15 protein-coding genes and 6 pseudogenes are annotated in these 14,812 nt (G+C 41.8%); 13 read left to right on the top strand and 8 right to left on the bottom strand.

Going from position 1 to position 14,812, the window contains the following annotated elements:
* Positions 1-364 precede the first annotated feature (364 nt).
* From SB24_RS16645 to SB24_RS16650, 3 genes and pseudogenes are all read right to left on the bottom strand, one after another.
* A complete protein-coding gene (locus tag SB24_RS16645) occupies positions 365-919 on the bottom strand; it encodes a GNAT family N-acetyltransferase (RefSeq protein ID WP_033574156.1) in 555 nt (184 codons plus the stop codon).
* Positions 920-1,131: 212 nt separating this feature from the next.
* Positions 1,132-1,360: pseudogene (locus tag SB24_RS20040) on the bottom strand (hypothetical protein).
* Entirely contained in the window at positions 1,279-2,496 is a 1,218-nt protein-coding gene (locus SB24_RS16650; RefSeq protein WP_031378925.1) for a DUF418 domain-containing protein, read from the bottom strand. The pseudogene SB24_RS20040 and the gene SB24_RS16650 overlap by 82 nt, the downstream one beginning before the upstream one ends.
* A 261-nt stretch (positions 2,497-2,757) precedes the next feature.
* On the opposite strand from SB24_RS16650, the gene yrkP reads away from it, so the two are divergent.
* Genes yrkP through psiE form a run of 3 tightly spaced genes read left to right on the top strand, consistent with a single transcriptional unit; the run spans position 2,758 to position 5,200 of the window.
* Positions 2,758-3,453, top strand: a complete 696-nt coding sequence (gene yrkP / locus SB24_RS16655) for a two-component response regulator YrkP (RefSeq protein WP_015417875.1) — start codon at positions 2,758-2,760, stop codon at positions 3,451-3,453.
* Positions 3,440-4,738: a two-component system sensor histidine kinase YrkQ gene (yrkQ, locus tag SB24_RS16660; protein WP_012118040.1), complete on the top strand. Its 1,299-nt coding sequence runs from the start codon at positions 3,440-3,442 to the stop codon at positions 4,736-4,738. The genes yrkP and yrkQ overlap by 14 nt, the downstream gene beginning before the upstream one ends.
* Before the next feature lie 45 nt (positions 4,739-4,783).
* Positions 4,784-5,200 carry a phosphate-starvation-inducible protein PsiE gene (psiE, locus tag SB24_RS16665; RefSeq protein ID WP_033574155.1) on the top strand — a complete coding sequence of 139 codons (417 nt, stop codon included), beginning with the start codon at positions 4,784-4,786 and terminating at the stop codon, positions 5,198-5,200.
* 287 nt (positions 5,201-5,487) lie between these two features.
* Here psiE and SB24_RS16670 read toward each other — a convergent pair whose 3' ends face one another.
* Both SB24_RS16670 and SB24_RS16675 read right to left on the bottom strand, forming a co-directional pair.
* The gene (locus tag SB24_RS16670) at positions 5,488-6,012 is read right to left on the bottom strand and encodes a PadR family transcriptional regulator (RefSeq protein ID WP_033574154.1); all 525 of its coding nucleotides are present in this window, start codon (positions 6,010-6,012) and stop codon (positions 5,488-5,490) included.
* Entirely contained in the window at positions 6,009-6,851 is an 843-nt protein-coding gene (locus SB24_RS16675; RefSeq protein WP_033574153.1) for a sialate O-acetylesterase, read from the bottom strand. The genes SB24_RS16670 and SB24_RS16675 overlap by 4 nt, the downstream gene beginning before the upstream one ends.
* A 112-nt stretch (positions 6,852-6,963) precedes the next feature.
* Between SB24_RS16675 and SB24_RS16680 the strand changes: the two are divergent.
* Both SB24_RS16680 and SB24_RS20260 read left to right on the top strand, forming a co-directional pair.
* Positions 6,964-7,328, top strand: a pseudogene (locus SB24_RS16680) (recombinase RecT); the annotation flags it as partial.
* Between the two features lie 70 nt (positions 7,329-7,398).
* Positions 7,399-7,578: pseudogene (locus SB24_RS20260) on the top strand (phage major capsid protein); the annotation flags it as partial.
* A 191-nt stretch (positions 7,579-7,769) separates the two neighbouring features.
* On the opposite strand, the gene SB24_RS16685 reads toward SB24_RS20260, so the two are convergent.
* Positions 7,770-8,213, bottom strand: coding sequence for a MerR family transcriptional regulator (locus SB24_RS16685; RefSeq protein WP_015417867.1), 444 nt, complete (start codon positions 8,211-8,213; stop codon positions 7,770-7,772).
* Positions 8,214-8,383: 170 nt separating this feature from the next.
* Here SB24_RS16685 and SB24_RS16690 point away from each other — a divergent pair, with 170 nt between their 5' ends.
* The 6 genes and pseudogenes from SB24_RS16690 to SB24_RS16705 form a co-directional block, all read left to right on the top strand.
* Positions 8,384-9,235, top strand: coding sequence for an aldo/keto reductase (locus tag SB24_RS16690; RefSeq protein WP_015417866.1), 852 nt, complete (start codon positions 8,384-8,386; stop codon positions 9,233-9,235).
* A 99-nt stretch (positions 9,236-9,334) separates the two neighbouring features.
* Positions 9,335-9,478, top strand: a pseudogene (locus SB24_RS20600) (class II fumarate hydratase); the annotation flags it as partial.
* Between the two features lie 49 nt (positions 9,479-9,527).
* A pseudogene (locus tag SB24_RS20265) lies at positions 9,528-9,640 on the top strand (recombinase family protein); the annotation flags it as partial.
* A 55-nt stretch (positions 9,641-9,695) separates the two neighbouring features.
* A complete protein-coding gene (locus tag SB24_RS16695) occupies positions 9,696-9,965 on the top strand; it encodes a DUF2577 family protein (protein WP_094032320.1) in 270 nt (89 codons plus the stop codon).
* Between the two features lie 91 nt (positions 9,966-10,056).
* The gene (locus SB24_RS16700; protein WP_015417864.1) at positions 10,057-10,755 is read left to right on the top strand and encodes an aspartate/glutamate racemase family protein; all 699 of its coding nucleotides are present in this window, start codon (positions 10,057-10,059) and stop codon (positions 10,753-10,755) included.
* Positions 10,756-10,855: 100 nt separating this feature from the next.
* Positions 10,856-11,053 (top strand): annotated as a pseudogene (locus SB24_RS16705) (DUF2634 domain-containing protein); the annotation flags it as partial.
* Between the two features lie 48 nt (positions 11,054-11,101).
* On the opposite strand, the gene sigK reads toward SB24_RS16705, so the two are convergent.
* Positions 11,102-11,824: an RNA polymerase sporulation sigma factor SigK gene (sigK, locus tag SB24_RS16710; protein ID WP_007408248.1), complete on the bottom strand. Its 723-nt coding sequence runs from the start codon at positions 11,822-11,824 to the stop codon at positions 11,102-11,104.
* 459 nt (positions 11,825-12,283) lie between these two features.
* Between sigK and SB24_RS16715 the strand changes: the two genes are divergently transcribed.
* Entirely contained in the window at positions 12,284-13,540 is a 1,257-nt protein-coding gene (locus tag SB24_RS16715) for an MFS transporter (protein ID WP_033574152.1), read from the top strand.
* On the top strand, positions 13,506-13,976 hold the full coding sequence (locus SB24_RS16720; RefSeq protein ID WP_015417861.1) for a GNAT family N-acetyltransferase: 471 nt from the start codon (positions 13,506-13,508) through the stop codon (positions 13,974-13,976). The genes SB24_RS16715 and SB24_RS16720 overlap by 35 nt, the downstream gene beginning before the upstream one ends.
* A 15-nt stretch (positions 13,977-13,991) precedes the next feature.
* On the opposite strand, the gene SB24_RS16725 is transcribed toward SB24_RS16720, so the two are convergent.
* Positions 13,992-14,618: a TVP38/TMEM64 family protein gene (locus SB24_RS16725; RefSeq protein WP_012118035.1), complete on the bottom strand. Its 627-nt coding sequence runs from the start codon at positions 14,616-14,618 to the stop codon at positions 13,992-13,994.
* Positions 14,619-14,812: the final 194 nt, after the last annotated feature.

Below are 14,812 nucleotides of genomic sequence, written 5' to 3' on the forward strand. Positions count from 1 at the left end.
AACTGAAAAACCAAGATTCAAAGACAGTTCCGGCTATTTTAACGGAGCTGTTTTTTTATACCGCTTTCAGTTTCTCTGTTGTGAAGTGATTTATTTTCGGCAGTATCCCACAATAGAGAAGTGATTTGTTCTTCGTTAAGTTCTCCGTTGGAGTATCTCTGTGAAATTCGTATAAATCATTCATCACCTAATTAATTATTTCTTTGTTTATTTTTATTCTCCATTTCATTTTCAGACCGAATTAAAGCCCTCTCATAACGAGAAGGGCTTTCCGCAATATATTTTAGAATTTTTTCGATCCAAAACAAATATCTTTAAAAAAGATACCGGCAACTTTCTGCGGCATCTCGCAGTGTTCAATTGTTTAGTGCTTTTTTTTCATAATCTTTACAAATCTGAAAAAGTCATCATCCGGCAGGGGCTTGTCATCTTCGCGTCCATTGCGATGCATATGCGGATCAGAGTGATGTTCATTGTAGAACTCTACGATATGGAATCCGCACTTATTCACATAGAAGTTGATATTTCGCTTTTCAAAATAAGGTGTCACGGTTTCCCATAGCACAGTATCCGGATACTGTGCTTCTATGGCTTTCCAAGCAGAAAGACCAATCCCTTGGCTGTGATATTCTGGAGATACATAGAATAAATCTAGCGAATTATGATGTGTTTCGCTGTTGATACGTACTACTGCACCGCCTACCTTCTTACCATCCCGAAGAATATGATATACGACTGCTCCGGGAGCATCGAAAGACTCCTGAACATCATTGTCCGATGGAATCGGTCCATCTTCGCAATCACCGAACGTTTCAATCACGGCGATCGCAAAGGCTTCTTGTAATTTTTTTTGGAATTCTGGCAGATCAGATTCCTTTGCTGGTTCCAGAATAACTTTTGGTTCCTTTTTTGTCTTCATGATTGCTCACTCCTTCAGTTGCTGAAATAACGAGTTCAGTCGTTCAGTAAAACATTCCAGCTGCTCTGCCGCTTTTTCTTCCGCGGTAAATTTGGCGTTAAAATACTTGCTGCAAAGGTTTAGTTATTATTCTCGAATTTTTCCTATCACAAAATCGCATAAAATAGTCGAATGTGTTGCCCTTGACTATAGGCATGCGCAAAAGATTCATTTTAGATTCGATCACGAGCTATGCACATTGAGTAAACTCTGGTGAATTTTCTGTCAGAGTTAGCCCAAAGAAGCACTAAATAATATAAAAGTTTAATACCCACTTCCGTCAACAACTAATTTGAAGTCATGCAATCTGTGCAAAGGGGTTATTTCGGAATTGATTTTTCCGAATGCAGCGGAGTCGCTTTGGGACTTCCGTTTACTTTGCCGTACGTCAGCTTGCGCCATATCAATTCCATCGGACCGTACTTAAACCGTTTCAACCACATTGTACTAAAGCTCATAAGCACGAAGTACACGGCCAGACTGAACATGAACGTGCCGGCGGATTGAATATGATCCGCAAGCCCGAATCCGTACCGGAGGAACATAACTGTTCCAATGATAGAGTGAAGCAGATAGCAGGTCAATGACATCCGTCCGACTTTGGTGAATATCATCATAGGGCCTCGCAGCTGAGGAACGTACAGAAACAGCATTGCAAAAGTGCTCATATAAAACATACTTCCGGTTAAGCCGCCATTTTGACCCACGACAGAGGAAATGTCCTTCCACAGCATATTCTCAGAAAGATTAGACATGTCTAGTAATATACTGCTTTGTGTTATTAGAAAAGCGATTGTGCTAATGATCCAGATACGCTTCCATATGAACTTTTTCGCTTCCATGTCTTTGAAAAATTCCATCTTAACAAAGTACACGCCCAGCAGAAACATGAGAAACATGGAATAGATCATAGAGAAAGAGCCAGCAGCCATCGTGACCATATCTGTCCACCGGGTGCTGATGGATTCCATGTAGGTAAGGCTTGTGTGGCTAAACAAAGTAAACTCTGAAAAATTCGGGTTTTTTGACCCTGCAGTATTGATGACATTGTACAACATTGTGAAAACAGGAATCAGGAATTGAAACACGATAAGTGCGATAATCCATCTAAGAACCGTTTTGGCCGTGCGTTTATAGAAGGCGAGTAACAGGAAGCCGCTTACGGCGTAAAAGGTCAATATGTCACCGACCCAAACAAATGTGATGTGCAAAATGCCAAACCCCAACAGGATAGATAACCTGCGGGCAAACAGCTTGTTGGGACTATCTACCTTCTGCGCGGCTCGATCCATAAAGATCATAAACCCAACTCCGAACAAGAAGGAGAATAATGTAACGAATTTCCCTTCGGCAAACCAGGAAACCAGATTGTGCAGGAGGTCACCGGAGGCCATTTCGAATCCCTTTACTGAATCTACGATCAGAAAATAGTTGACAATAATAATGCCAAGCAAGGCAAATCCACGTACGATATCCAGAAAATGAACCCGTTCCCGCAGACTCACTGGTTGCCCGCGTTCTTCTTTTTGTACAATCATATCAATACTCCTTTCCCATTTACCATTGCAATGTGCAGTGCGGATCTGAAAAACTCGAGCCTTACAATGGATAAATATAAAGACAGAATCTTAACAATTTATGAAGGTTCATCATTTTTTTTAAAATGTGACAAAATTGTGGCGGACATCAGCTTTCATAAACTGTTAAGATTTACGTAGTATCTTATAACGTACGTTACTTATGAATGATATATAGTAAGGTGACAGAAATAACATCAAGAATCATGAGGTGAAAGAGGCATGACCCATCGAATATTAGTCGTAGAGGATGATCATGATATTGGTGATCTTTTGGAGGAATCCCTTATGCGAGCAGGCTACGAGGTGCTAAGAGCCAAGGATGGAAAGCGAGCATTGCAACTTGTGAATGATTCGCTCGATTTGGTTATTTTGGATATTATGATGCCAGGCATTTCGGGAATCGAAACCTGTCAGCACATCAGGGAAACCTCTAACGTCCCAATTCTGTTTCTGACGGCCAGATCGAGTACACTCGATAAAACTGAGGGATTACTCGCCGGCGGCGATGATTATATGACTAAACCCTTCTCGGAAGAGGAACTTCACGCTAGAGTGATTGCCCAATTACGCAGATATACAATCTATCAAGAAAAGAAGGAACAGGAAGAAACATTTCTTATCGGGGGCAAACTGAGAGTGAGCGAAGAATTTAATGAGGTTTGGAAAGAGGAGCAGCAAATCAAGCTGTCAGATCTGGAATATCGTATCCTGAAACTGCTGATGAGCAAACGCAACAAAATATTTTCTGCTCAAAATATATATGAGAGTGTGTGGGGACAGCCTTACTTTTACTGTTCTAACAATACGGTGATGGTGCATATTCGGAAACTGCGCTCCAAAATTGAGGATGATCCGGCACGTCCGGTTTATATAAAAACTGAATGGGGAAGAGGATATCGATTTGGCACATCGTAAATTCACGCTAACCAAAAAACTGGCTTTGCTGATCATGGTTGCTGCGATTGTGAGCGGTGTGATCTTTCTGACGTTGCAAAAGATTACAGATGATCTGATCGAGGGATATCTGAGTTCGGATGAGTATTATCACAAGGAGTCAGCGAGATACATTCAAAAATTCAGTCAGTACGTTTCAGAAAATGGGTTGTCTACATCGGATAGAAAAGCGTTTGGCGAGTGGGTCAAAAAAGAAAATTACATTAACCTCACCATATTTAAGGATCAGGAGCTGCAATATGATTCCGTTTATTCCGAATCGGATTATGGAAAGGAAAAGCTGACTCAGTATGCTCAAAATCATTCACATCCTGTCAAGTTCAGCGATGGTGAAGGACGAGTCATTATCGACGGTTTCTACTCTTCCCGATATTATGATCTGGCCTTTACATTGGATTTGCTCGGTGCAACCCTCATCTTTTTAATCATTGTTCTCTTGGGCATCCGTCAAAGTCTTCGCTACCTTAAAACGCTTCACCAAGAGATTCATATTCTTGAAGGGGGCCAGCTGGACTACGAGATGACGATAAAAGGGCATGATGAATTAGCGATGATTGCAAAGAGCATTGAGGATCTGCGGAAAGCATTCTTGGACAAACTTAAAGCGATCGAGGAATTGCAAGCAGAGAGCCGCAGCCTGGTTACCGAAATGTCGCACGATATGCGCACACCGCTGACATCGCTGATCATGAATCTGGAGTTTGCCAAAAAAGAAGGAGGCGAAGCGGGTACCAGCAAAGATCGTTATGTAGCCAATGCTTATGGTAAAGCACTGCAATTAAAAAACTTGTCTGACAATCTGTTTGCGTATTTCCTGCTGAACAAGGAACATGGGGCCGACCTGGAGACCGTTGCAGTGAAAGAAGTGATCTACGATCTAATATCAGATCAGATTGCTATCCTTCATCAGGAGCATTTCCGGGTCCATATTTCAGGCGAGCTGCCGGAAACCTATATTAACGTGAATTTGGAGGAGCTTGGTCGTGTATTTGATAATGTGATGTCAAACTTATTTAAATACGCAGATCCGGAAGAAGAAATCAGCATCACGTTTGTATCGGATCAAGAAATATTTGAGATTCATGTTAGCAATACGATTAAACTTGCGGATGTAACACCGGAGAGCAACGGACTCGGTGAAAGAAGCATTGCGCGAATGATGTCCCGCATGCAGGGGCAGTTTCACAGTATACAAAAGAATTCCAAGTACTGCATCGTGCTGCGATTTTGGAACAGAAAGATGTAGGCTGCGAATCAAAACGACGAAAATATTGAAATAGGAGACAACAAGATGAGATTTTTCAACAATTTCAAAAAGGCACCTTACCTGTTACAAGCGCTTCTCAATGTCTGCCTGTTCTTCCTGGCCATAGCCTTAAGCGGACTTCTGATCAGCGAGACATGGTACATTGTGCAATTCGTATACAAGTCACTGTTCAACAAAGTGGACAGCTATTATGAGATGCTTGGGGAACTGCTTATATTCTTCATGTACTTTGAGTTCATTGCTTTGATTATCAAATACTTCAAATCAGACTTTCATTTCCCGCTTCGCTACTTTATTTATATTGGCATCACGGCTGTCATTCGTTTGATTATCATCGATCATGATCAGGCGATCTCAACGTTCTGGTGGGCGATGGCCATTCTTGCAATGATTTGTGCATTCTTTATTGTCAATAGACGAAATTCTGTTGTTGAACATTAATAAATTAGTTCACTTTATACCGATACGCCACTGAAATGTCCTATGACTTACTTGAATACTAAATAGGTGTAAAAAGTGGTTATTCATACGGATTGAAAAAGAAGAACACGCAGCAGACTCACTTGCTCTTGTTTGGGGCAAGTGTTGACAACCCCATTACTGGTTTAATTAAAAGAAGGGGTATAAAACCTGTATCAATGGTGTTACTCGATATCTGCGACAGGTTTTATATGCAGGTAACTAATATTCCTATATATGTAACATTGCATTTTTTATGATGCAATAGTTCACTCTATTTCTGCTTTCAATTTTTCGAACCACTCTAAATTAACCAAGTGATGTGAACGGGAATTTTCATTCATACGGCGAAAGTAATTGATTGTGCCGGGAATTTCTTGAGTGATGGACAGGTATTCGTCAAGGAGCTCGATTCGAGTTTTAGTCTGATCGATTTGTGATTGGATCAGATCCAGTAATTTATTGTCGAATTCATCGGCAAAGAGTAACGCCCCATAAAATTGCAGGTTCACATATTCCGATTTGGTGCCGTATTTGATCATTAATTTTTCGAATTCTGCCCTTCCCGAATCTGTGACTTTAAAGTTACGGATTTCACGCCCGCCGGTTGAGGGTTTCTGCTGAATCTGTTCAATCAAACACTTTTCTTCAAGTTGCTGCAGATTGTAATAAAATGAACCTTTCGTGAAGTTAACGATGTACTTGTAATGACGTTTTTCCATTAAGGCCAGAAGTTCATAGCCGTGAGCTCCGGGGTTTTGGATGAGCAAGCCAAGGATAAGTAAGGGAATCATGGTTTCATCACCTTCGCCATCCGCGCCTCAAATTCCGCGTACGTGATTTTACCCGAAGCCAAATCCATACTATGAAGGTAAATCTGTTCTGTTTTAGAATAGTCACCATTCACTTTCAGTGATTGCTCCTCTCCCGAAATGGGTTTCAGGATATGATGCTTTTTCGAAAAAGCCTCGAAGTAGCGGTAACCGAATTTGCGTTGTGAAGCTGCGTCTAAATGAATGCCATCAGGATTCGCAGTCAAACCTGTTGCAGTAACAAAATAACAATTCTGTTGTTCATTAGCAAAACGCAGCAATTGTTCATTAACCTGTCGAAATTCAGTCGCGTGCTGTCCAAAACCAGTCTTCCCAAGAAAGTCACCAAGCCCTCCAATAATCAACGGTACCTCATCAAGTTCCAACTCGTTTCTTAGCGTCCCGATGATAAGAGTTAATTTCTCGTAATAAGTTTCATGCAGCGAACGATAACTGTCACTCTCACCTTGGTGCCAAAGGATTCCGCAAATTTGACTGGATCGGAGGGCGAAGCGGGTTTCGGACAAAGCATGCTGAAAAAGGATGCCTTCCGGATGCCAGTCATTCAATGAACTGCCACCTTCCGCACACGGGATCAAGCCAATTTCTTCATCGGGATGAGCTTTCGACCATGCATCTGCAAAAGATGCCGCCAGGCCAACGCCGGAAACCGGACGGTCGTAATTAATCGGCTCTGTCATCATCTGCCACTGTCCATTGCGCAGCATTTTTATTTTTTCATTATAGATAGGGTCTACTTCATTCAAAAATCCACGGCCCGCCATATTCGACTGCCCCAACATTAAAAAAGACTTTATCATCTAATTTTTCACTTCTTTACATCAATATTTTAGTCTAATTAGACTATAGTCAATTCAGCTTGTCTTGTAAAGTTTCAACTAGGTTTTATTAGTATGTATGAAAAGCGTTCCTGTGGCAGCTACACTCGACCTGCCTATACATAAAAACTTAGGGTTATGCCTGGATAGGCTCAATTCCAGCTTGGGTACAAAGGGTACATACAGCCTGCTTTGCGAACAGGCCAATATAAGTCTATCAATTGCATACCGATTCATGAAGGCGAATTGCAGAAGTGGAATCCGCTGATTGAGGAGACGAGATCGATTTTGAAAAGCGTGAATTCAGACGTAGTGATTGGTTATGCAGCTTATTTTGAGTTGATAAATGGCTTCCGAAAAACAGTGTACTGGACAAAGGTACAAGTAGAAAAGCACAAAAAGAAATTCAGTAAGTCTGATGTTGGATGGAAAAATGACTGGGATGCGATGGCAACTAAGTTTTCGAGCCTTCAAACAAAGAAAATACAGAAAACCAAGCGTGCGAGAAGCCGATCCTTTTGACGGCAAGCCTGTTCAAGCTTCAACTTTTATTCGAATGGTTCAAGACATGCCAACGATTTTAAGAGTTGCGCTGACTAAGGATCAAAAGTCTGTTCCATCAATTAGTACAGTTAACTTAAGCACAAAAGAAGTAATTGCTGAAGTTAACATTACCTATGACACACTTGAAAACAACATCGAACAAGAAGTCGCATCTGTATGCGACTTCTATCATTTTCTAATTAATAGAAAGTAACCATAAGAAAAAATTTAAGGACTTGCAGCCCTATGGCCGTATAAACAAATTTAATCCCTCATAATATGTCATCAAACTTAGCAATATGGATTCTAATTTAGGAGTTTAAGAGCGATTGATGTGTTCATAAATGTCTTTCACATCTACCGGACAGTGGGTGAGTAAAATACGTCACTATGCATATGCTGTATTTTTTCCCAGTTGGCGGGATTGGTTGTATCAAAAGAGCGGTGCTCCATAATGGCCTGATATAGGGCGGTTTTTTGTTCCAAATGGGCAATGTGCTGTTTGGCTTCTTCGAGCTGGGCGAGCGCATCTTCTTTATGCTCCATCATGAGTGTGTACCGTTGTGGAATGGTCGAATCTCCTTCAAGACAGAGATTCACGTACGTTTTAATGACTTCAATCGGCATACCGGATTGCCTGAGGCATTTGACGCCAAACAGCCAGTTGATTGATTCTTCATCGAACAAACGGATATTGTTTTTATTGCGCTGTACGCTCGGCACCAGGCCTTTATCCGTGTAAAAGCGCACCGCATGCTCAGTGAGTCCGGTTATCATCGCTGCTTCTTTGACTGTATGCATGGGTAATCCTCCTTTAAAAATTTTTTAAAAAAGTGCTTGCCTTCGTGTTACACGAAGATAATAAGCTTATTATAACGCAAACCAGCCGCAGCGGAATTCATTCTGCAGTGCCCGATTTTCGGGATGCGTGCCGTTTGTCGTTCTACATTTGAACAATAGGAGGAATTACAATGCAAACCGTAACATTAAACAATGGAGTGAAAATGCCAATTATCGGCTTCGGTGTATACCAAGTCCCCGATGCTCAAGAATGTGAAAACGCAGTATATGAAGCACTGATGGCCGGTTATCGCCTGATTGACACTGCTTCCGGTTACCTAAATGAGGAGGCAGTCGGACGTGCAATCAAGCGGAGCGGCGTATCGCGTGAGGAGCTGTTCATTACGACTAAGCTCTGGATTCAGGATGCCGGCTATGAAAGAGCCAAGGCGGCATTTTCCAAATCTTTAAATAAGCTGCAGCTGGATTATCTTGATTTATACCTTATTCATCAGCCATACGGCGATTACTACGGCGCTTGGCGCGCGATGGAGGATCTGTACCGCGAAGGAAAAATCAGGGCAATCGGAGTCAGTAACTTCCATCCCGACCGTCTAATGGATCTGATCATGCATAATGAAATCGTGCCAGCCGTCAATCAAGTCGAAACGCATCCATTCTGCCAGCAAAAAGAAAGTGCTGCTTTTATGAAAGAGCAGGGAGTTCAACACGAGTCATGGGCACCGTTCGCTGAAGGACGCAATAACATGTTCAGCAACGACGTGTTGTCTTCCATTGCGGAAAAACACAATAAATCCGTCGCCCAGGTCGTGCTGCGTTGGCTTGTTCAGCGTGAAGTCGTTACGATTCCAAAATCGGTGCGCAAAGAACGGATTGTCGAAAACTTTGACATTTTTGATTTTGAGTTAAGTTTAGAGGATATTGAAAAAATTTCCACGCTTGATAAAGGAGAAAGTCTTTTCGGGTCGCACCAAGATCCGGAAATTGTAAAATCGATAGGCGCCATGAAATTCGATCTGTAAGCTTTGTCTAATAAAACAGTTAAGTTTAATGAACTTAAAAGGTTAATCCCATGGATTACACAGAGGATATCGATACTACAACTTAGGGATTAGAACCTTATCGGGTATGAATATTATTCGAAAATTTCCAAGTTTGTTCATAAGGAAGGGTTAATGCTAAAAAGACTGCGTGCAACTTACATTTTAACGGAAGAACAATTTGATGAGATGGTTAAACCAGAAAATCTGAAACCTAATATTTGAATCTTTTAAGATAAAAACTAGTTACTAATCAGTAACTAGTTTTTCTTTCAGCCAGATCGAGATCTGCATAAAGAAAGCAGGGACTGAAGTATGCCTGTGAAGGATTTTCTGAGGAGCTTTTTAGAGCGTCCGGCGTTGAATCGTTTGAGAGAGGACGCAAGTTAAGGACTTATAAGTCAAGTCATTTGATACCAAAATGCAGTAACGAATGAGAAAAATGATTTTCATAACTGTCACATCTCTTTTTCTATATTCTGACTTTATTGAATCTGAGTCACCGGTGGATATTATGCCGGCTGAAGTGATTTCCGTTTCATCTATTGAAATAAGGCTTAATGAAAATGACAAATTAATAATACCTGCTGATTTGATTATTATTCCTAAACGGTTGCGCTCTGGAGAAGGTGAAGAACTGAAAATGGGTGAGAATTTGATGGTTGTCTCCTTAAAAGGCGGGCAATCATTTTTTATTCTCGATAAAATTTAATGATAATAATCCTGAAAAAATAAATAATTGTAAAGATAATCTATCCTATAGAATAACTATAATATTTTGAAAATTTCATCCGAGGTGGGTTATGAAAACTATTGGTCTTATTGGCGGAATGAGTTGGGAATCTTCAGCTGAGTATTATCGAATTATCAATGAAGAAATAAAAAAGAAGTTAGGAGGGCTTCACTCGGCAAAATGCCTTTTATACAGTGTTGATTTTAAGGAAATTGAACATTATCAATCCATAGGAGCTTGGGATAAAGCAGGTGAAGCTTTAGGTCAAGTTGCAAGATCATTAGAAAAAGCAGGTGCAGATTTTATTGTAATATGTACAAATACTATGCATAAAGTTCTTGGATATATCCAAGAAATGATCACTATACCTATTTTGCATATTGCCGATGCAACTGCAGAACAAATTATTAGACAAGACATTCGCTCAGTAGGATTGCTTGGTACTAAATATACAATGGAACAAGATTTTTATAAATCACGTATTGCGTCTCATGCGATTAATGTCATTGTTCCTGATGATGATGAAAGGGAATTAATAAATAATATTATTTATCAAGAACTGTGTCTGGGTGAAATTAAACAGTCTTCCAAAAACATTTATAAGAAGATCATAAATAATTTGGTGGATAGAGGAGCAGAAGGAATCATTCTTGGATGCACTGAAATTGGACTTTTAGTAAAGGCAGAGGATTCAAAAGTGCCATTATTTGATACGACTTTAATCCATGCTCAAAAAGCAGTAAATAAATCCCTTTCAATTTTTTCTTAGAATGATTACTTCCTATATGTTAAAACCGTTCTTTAGGAGCGGTTTTTATTATGGTTCATTCAATCAATAAATGGAGGAACGTTATAGGAGTGATCTTATCATGACCCTTTCCTCAGAAATTGAATTTGATGATATTGAAGATGACAGCGAAGTCATAGGGACCTCTCAAACCTACAAAATAGATTTTGAAAATGGCCGTATCACAAATGAATTCATCACAGGCCTTGACGCGATTAAACAGTTTGTATATTTGTCCCTTCATACTGAGCGCTACGCATATTCTGTTTATAGTCATGATTGAAAAAATAAAATAGAAAAAGCCGGGATGTCAGATCCGGCTTTTCGCTCACTTTCCCTTCTTCTTCCGCTTCTCCTTCTCCGCCCGATAAAACTCATGAAACATCTTCATCAATGCGCGTTTTTCAATCCGCGACACATAACTCCTTGAAATGCCGAGCTCCTTTGCGATCTCGCGCTGCGTTTTTTCTTTTTTTAAATCAAGCCCGAAGCGGCCGACGATGACTTCTTTTTCGCGGTCGTCTAAAATATCGATATATTTTTTGACCTTTTCAAGTTCCATGTTGAGCTGAATGGTGTCGATCACATCTTCGCTTTCCGACTTGAGGACATCGATCAGGCTTATTTCATTCCCTTCTTTATCCTGGCCGATCGGATCATGAAGGGAGACGTCTTTTTTCGTTTTTTTCAATGCGCGCAGATGCATTAAAATCTCATTTTCAATACATCGTGCGGCATATGTGGCAAGCTTCGTTCCTTTTCCGGCTGAGTAGCTTTCAATTCCTTTAATTAGCCCGATTGTACCGATGGAGATCAGATCTTCTGCGTCCTCTCCCGTGTTTTCGAATTTTTTCACAATATGGGCGACTAAACGGAGATTATGTTCGATCAGCATGTTGCGGGCGTGTTCATCTCCTTCAGCCATAAGGTCTAAGTATTTTTTCTCCTCATTATTTGAGAGCGGTTGTGGAAAGGCATTATTTTTCACGTATGATACTAAAAACACAAGTTCTTTCACAATAAACCCGAGCGCTGCAAAAACACCTGTCACCGTCCTCACCTCCACAAAGTTATGTAGGCAATCGCCTATATGTAACTGTATGTGTTGGTAGGGCTGTTTGTGTCTGTACAGGGAAATTAATCAAAGGCAGGTTTTATTTCTTACAGCCTCTTGATTTTTGCTGATTGAGCCTGTATATTGTTAAAAAAAGTAAGGGTGAAAACAATATAACCGAAAAGCGCTGAAGAGACGAGTAGACAGATATCATTCATGGCAGAGAGCTCCGGGAGCTGTGAAGGAGTATGAATGGATGTGTTGAAACAAACCTCTTAGCTTCGCATCGGAATCATGAAACACGAGGATGATGCGGCGGATACTCCTGTTACCGAGTAAGCTTTGTACCCGGCTTAGGCCGGCACCAAACCGAATTGAGGTGGCATAGCGGGCTGTTTCCCGTCCTCAAGACTTTATTGTCTTGAGGGCGTTTTTTATTTTTAAGGGAGGGATAAGATGAAAAACCTGAAGTCTTGGCGGTACCCGATGCTTCTGTTAACCGGAATCGGGATAGCAAATATTGGTGAATGGATCTATTTTTTGTCTCTTAATCTTATTGTCTTAAAAGAAACGGGGTCTGCTTTTGCGGTTTCCATCCTTTATTTAATCAGGCCTGCGGCTGTTTTGATGACAAATGGGTGGGCGGGCAGCATCATCGACCGGTGTAACAAACGAAATATGATGATGTCGCTTGATTTCATCAGGGCTGCATTCATTGCCGTTCTGCCGCTGATGTTTACTGTACGGTCTTTATTTTCCATTTATTGTATCGTTTTTTTGATTCAAATGGCCAATGCGATGTTTCGTCCGTGTTCCATGGCGTATGTGACGATGCTTATTCCGGCTGAAAGGAGAAAACGATTCAATTCACTAAGGGCTTTGTCGGAATCAGGGGCTTTTCTCCTCGGGCCGGCTGCGGCCGGGCTGCTTTTTATCGCCGGCACGCCGATTTTTGCGATTTGGGTGAATGCGGCGGCTTTAGTGCTGTCCGGTTTCATTACGATGATGCTGCCGAACCTTGAAAATGAGCCCCACGTACATTCTCCCGCACAGAAGCTTTCTTTGGCAGTGTACAAAGAAGATTGGAAGCTCGTCTATCGCTTCAGCCGCACGGCGCGAAACGTCATGATCATTTATTTTTTATTCAGTCTGGTCATGACCGTTATGCCATCCGCGCTTGATTCGCTTGAAGCCGCTTTTGCAAAAGAGGTTCTTCAGCTGACTGATGCCGATTACGGTTTTCTCGTCAGTGTCTCAGGGGCAGGCATTATTGCGGGGGCGCTTGTCAATGTGTTCTTTAATAAAAAAATGCCGGCTTCTTTATTGATGGGAATGGGCTCTTTATTCACAGCGGCCGGATATATGATTTATGCGTTTTCTGACGTTTTTTGGACGGCTGCTTTCGGATTTTTCCTTCTCGCTTTTTTTCTGGCGTTTGCCAATACAGGCTTTCTGACGTTTTATCAAAAGAATGTTCCGGTGGACATCATGGGGAGAGTGGGGAGCTTTTATTCATTAGTCGAAGCCGTCTTCATTATAGTGGTAACGGCGGTTTTCGGAGCGGCGGCTGTCAGTTCTTCCGTCCGCGGCATCGTCATCGCAGGGGCTGCTGTTATGCTGGCGTTGGCAGCCGTTTTATGCTCGTTCTTATTTGCGGCCTCAAAAAGGAGGACTCCCGATGTATTTCAAGCGGATCAATGTAAACAAACATAAAGAGACGGCCGTTTCATTTCGTGAGGATTCGTTTTTCGTCAGCTTTGGCACGGCGGATCATTTTAATAAGGATGAATATCTCAGGTGGCTGTCATCCCAAATCAAATACTCACCCGACAATTTTAAGCTGCTTCTTCATAACGGGCAGCCGATCGGACAGCTTGAAGCTTCCATCAAATTTTACCGCAGCCAAAAAACCGGTTATATGCACCTTTACTATATGACTGAGCAGCAGAGGGGAAGGGGGTGCGGAACAAAACTGTATCAATACGCGAATCAGTTTTTCAGAGCGAACGGTGTTTCGGAATATCACCTGAGAGTTTCGCCGGGCAATGAAGCGGCTCTGTCATTTTACAGAAAGAAAAACATGGAAGTGATCGGTTCAGAATGTAACGGAAAAGTTCTCAGAATGAGAGGAGCCGTACCGCCGGAATAGGGGGCGGTACGCGCTTCATTTTTTCGTTGTTTTTAAAAGGCCGGGAAACTTCTTATAAATGACCGCCATTAAGACGAGCATATACATTCCGTAAATCCCGAAAGACAGCAGTTTGTTGCTTGTAAATGAAGCGCCTGCGACGGTCACGATCACAATGTTCGGAATTTTGCCGAGCACCGACGCAGAAAAAAAGATCGGCCATCGGATATTACTCAGCCCGCAGACGGTATTCATGGCAAGCGACGGTATAATCGGAATCAGCCGCCCGAAAAGCACCGCCGTAAACGCGTGCTGATGAAATGAATCTTCATATTGGGCCGCTGCCGGGTAAGCCAGCAGCTTTTTTCTGGCCCAGTCTCTGAATCCGTACCGGACGAGAAAAAACAATGCCATTGTTCCGAGCATCGCGCCTGACAATGTAATCCACACCCCGTTTACAATCCCGAAAACCGCTCCGTTTAAGGCCGCGATAATGGCGAATGGAACAATCGGAAAAAATACGTCAGCTGCGACCAGAAGGATACTCATAAGCACGGCGTACATGCCGCCCGCGCGAATCATGCTGAGCCAGACGTCTTTTTGCATAAAGCCGATCATCACGACAGCAATGATGACGGCAAGACTGAATCCCTTTTTTATCATCTGCACGTTCACCTCTTGTCAATTAGTATACAGCACAAATCTATCTCCTTCTATTAAAATAAGCTGTCCGATAAGCGTATTTGATTTATCAGCATTTGCCGTTTGATGAGAAACGGCTGGCACCCGGGTTTGGACAAAAACAAGCGGGAAGCGGGTGATGTGCATCATTTGATGCAGAGAATGATTTTTATAAA

The sequence above is a fragment of the Bacillus sp. Pc3 genome, from assembly GCF_000815145.1.
GTDB lineage: Bacteria > Bacillota > Bacilli > Bacillales > Bacillaceae > Bacillus > Bacillus velezensis.

What these genes read in the sequence shown, in the direction of transcription:
- SB24_RS16695 (WP_094032320.1), top strand. Translation starts at nt 9,696, where the DNA reads ATGATTTTCATAACTGTCACATCTCTTTTTCTATATTCTGACTTTATT.
- SB24_RS16725 (WP_012118035.1), bottom strand. Translation starts at nt 14,618, where the DNA reads ATGATAAAAAAGGGATTCAGTCTTGCCGTCATCATTGCTGTCGTGATG.
- yrkP (WP_015417875.1), top strand. Translation starts at nt 2,758, where the DNA reads ATGACCCATCGAATATTAGTCGTAGAGGATGATCATGATATTGGTGAT.
- SB24_RS16645 (WP_033574156.1), bottom strand. Translation starts at nt 919, where the DNA reads ATGAAGACAAAAAAGGAACCAAAAGTTATTCTGGAACCAGCAAAGGAA.
- SB24_RS16720 (WP_015417861.1), top strand. Translation starts at nt 13,506, where the DNA reads ATGTATTTCAAGCGGATCAATGTAAACAAACATAAAGAGACGGCCGTT.
- SB24_RS16650 (WP_031378925.1), bottom strand. Translation starts at nt 2,496, where the DNA reads ATGATTGTACAAAAAGAAGAACGCGGGCAACCAGTGAGTCTGCGGGAA.
- SB24_RS16715 (WP_033574152.1), top strand. Translation starts at nt 12,284, where the DNA reads ATGAAAAACCTGAAGTCTTGGCGGTACCCGATGCTTCTGTTAACCGGA.
- SB24_RS16700 (WP_015417864.1), top strand. Translation starts at nt 10,057, where the DNA reads ATGAAAACTATTGGTCTTATTGGCGGAATGAGTTGGGAATCTTCAGCT.
- psiE (WP_033574155.1), top strand. Translation starts at nt 4,784, where the DNA reads ATGAGATTTTTCAACAATTTCAAAAAGGCACCTTACCTGTTACAAGCG.
- SB24_RS16690 (WP_015417866.1), top strand. Translation starts at nt 8,384, where the DNA reads ATGCAAACCGTAACATTAAACAATGGAGTGAAAATGCCAATTATCGGC.
- SB24_RS16670 (WP_033574154.1), bottom strand. Translation starts at nt 6,012, where the DNA reads ATGATTCCCTTACTTATCCTTGGCTTGCTCATCCAAAACCCCGGAGCT.
- SB24_RS16685 (WP_015417867.1), bottom strand. Translation starts at nt 8,213, where the DNA reads ATGCATACAGTCAAAGAAGCAGCGATGATAACCGGACTCACTGAGCAT.
- SB24_RS16675 (WP_033574153.1), bottom strand. Translation starts at nt 6,851, where the DNA reads ATGATAAAGTCTTTTTTAATGTTGGGGCAGTCGAATATGGCGGGCCGT.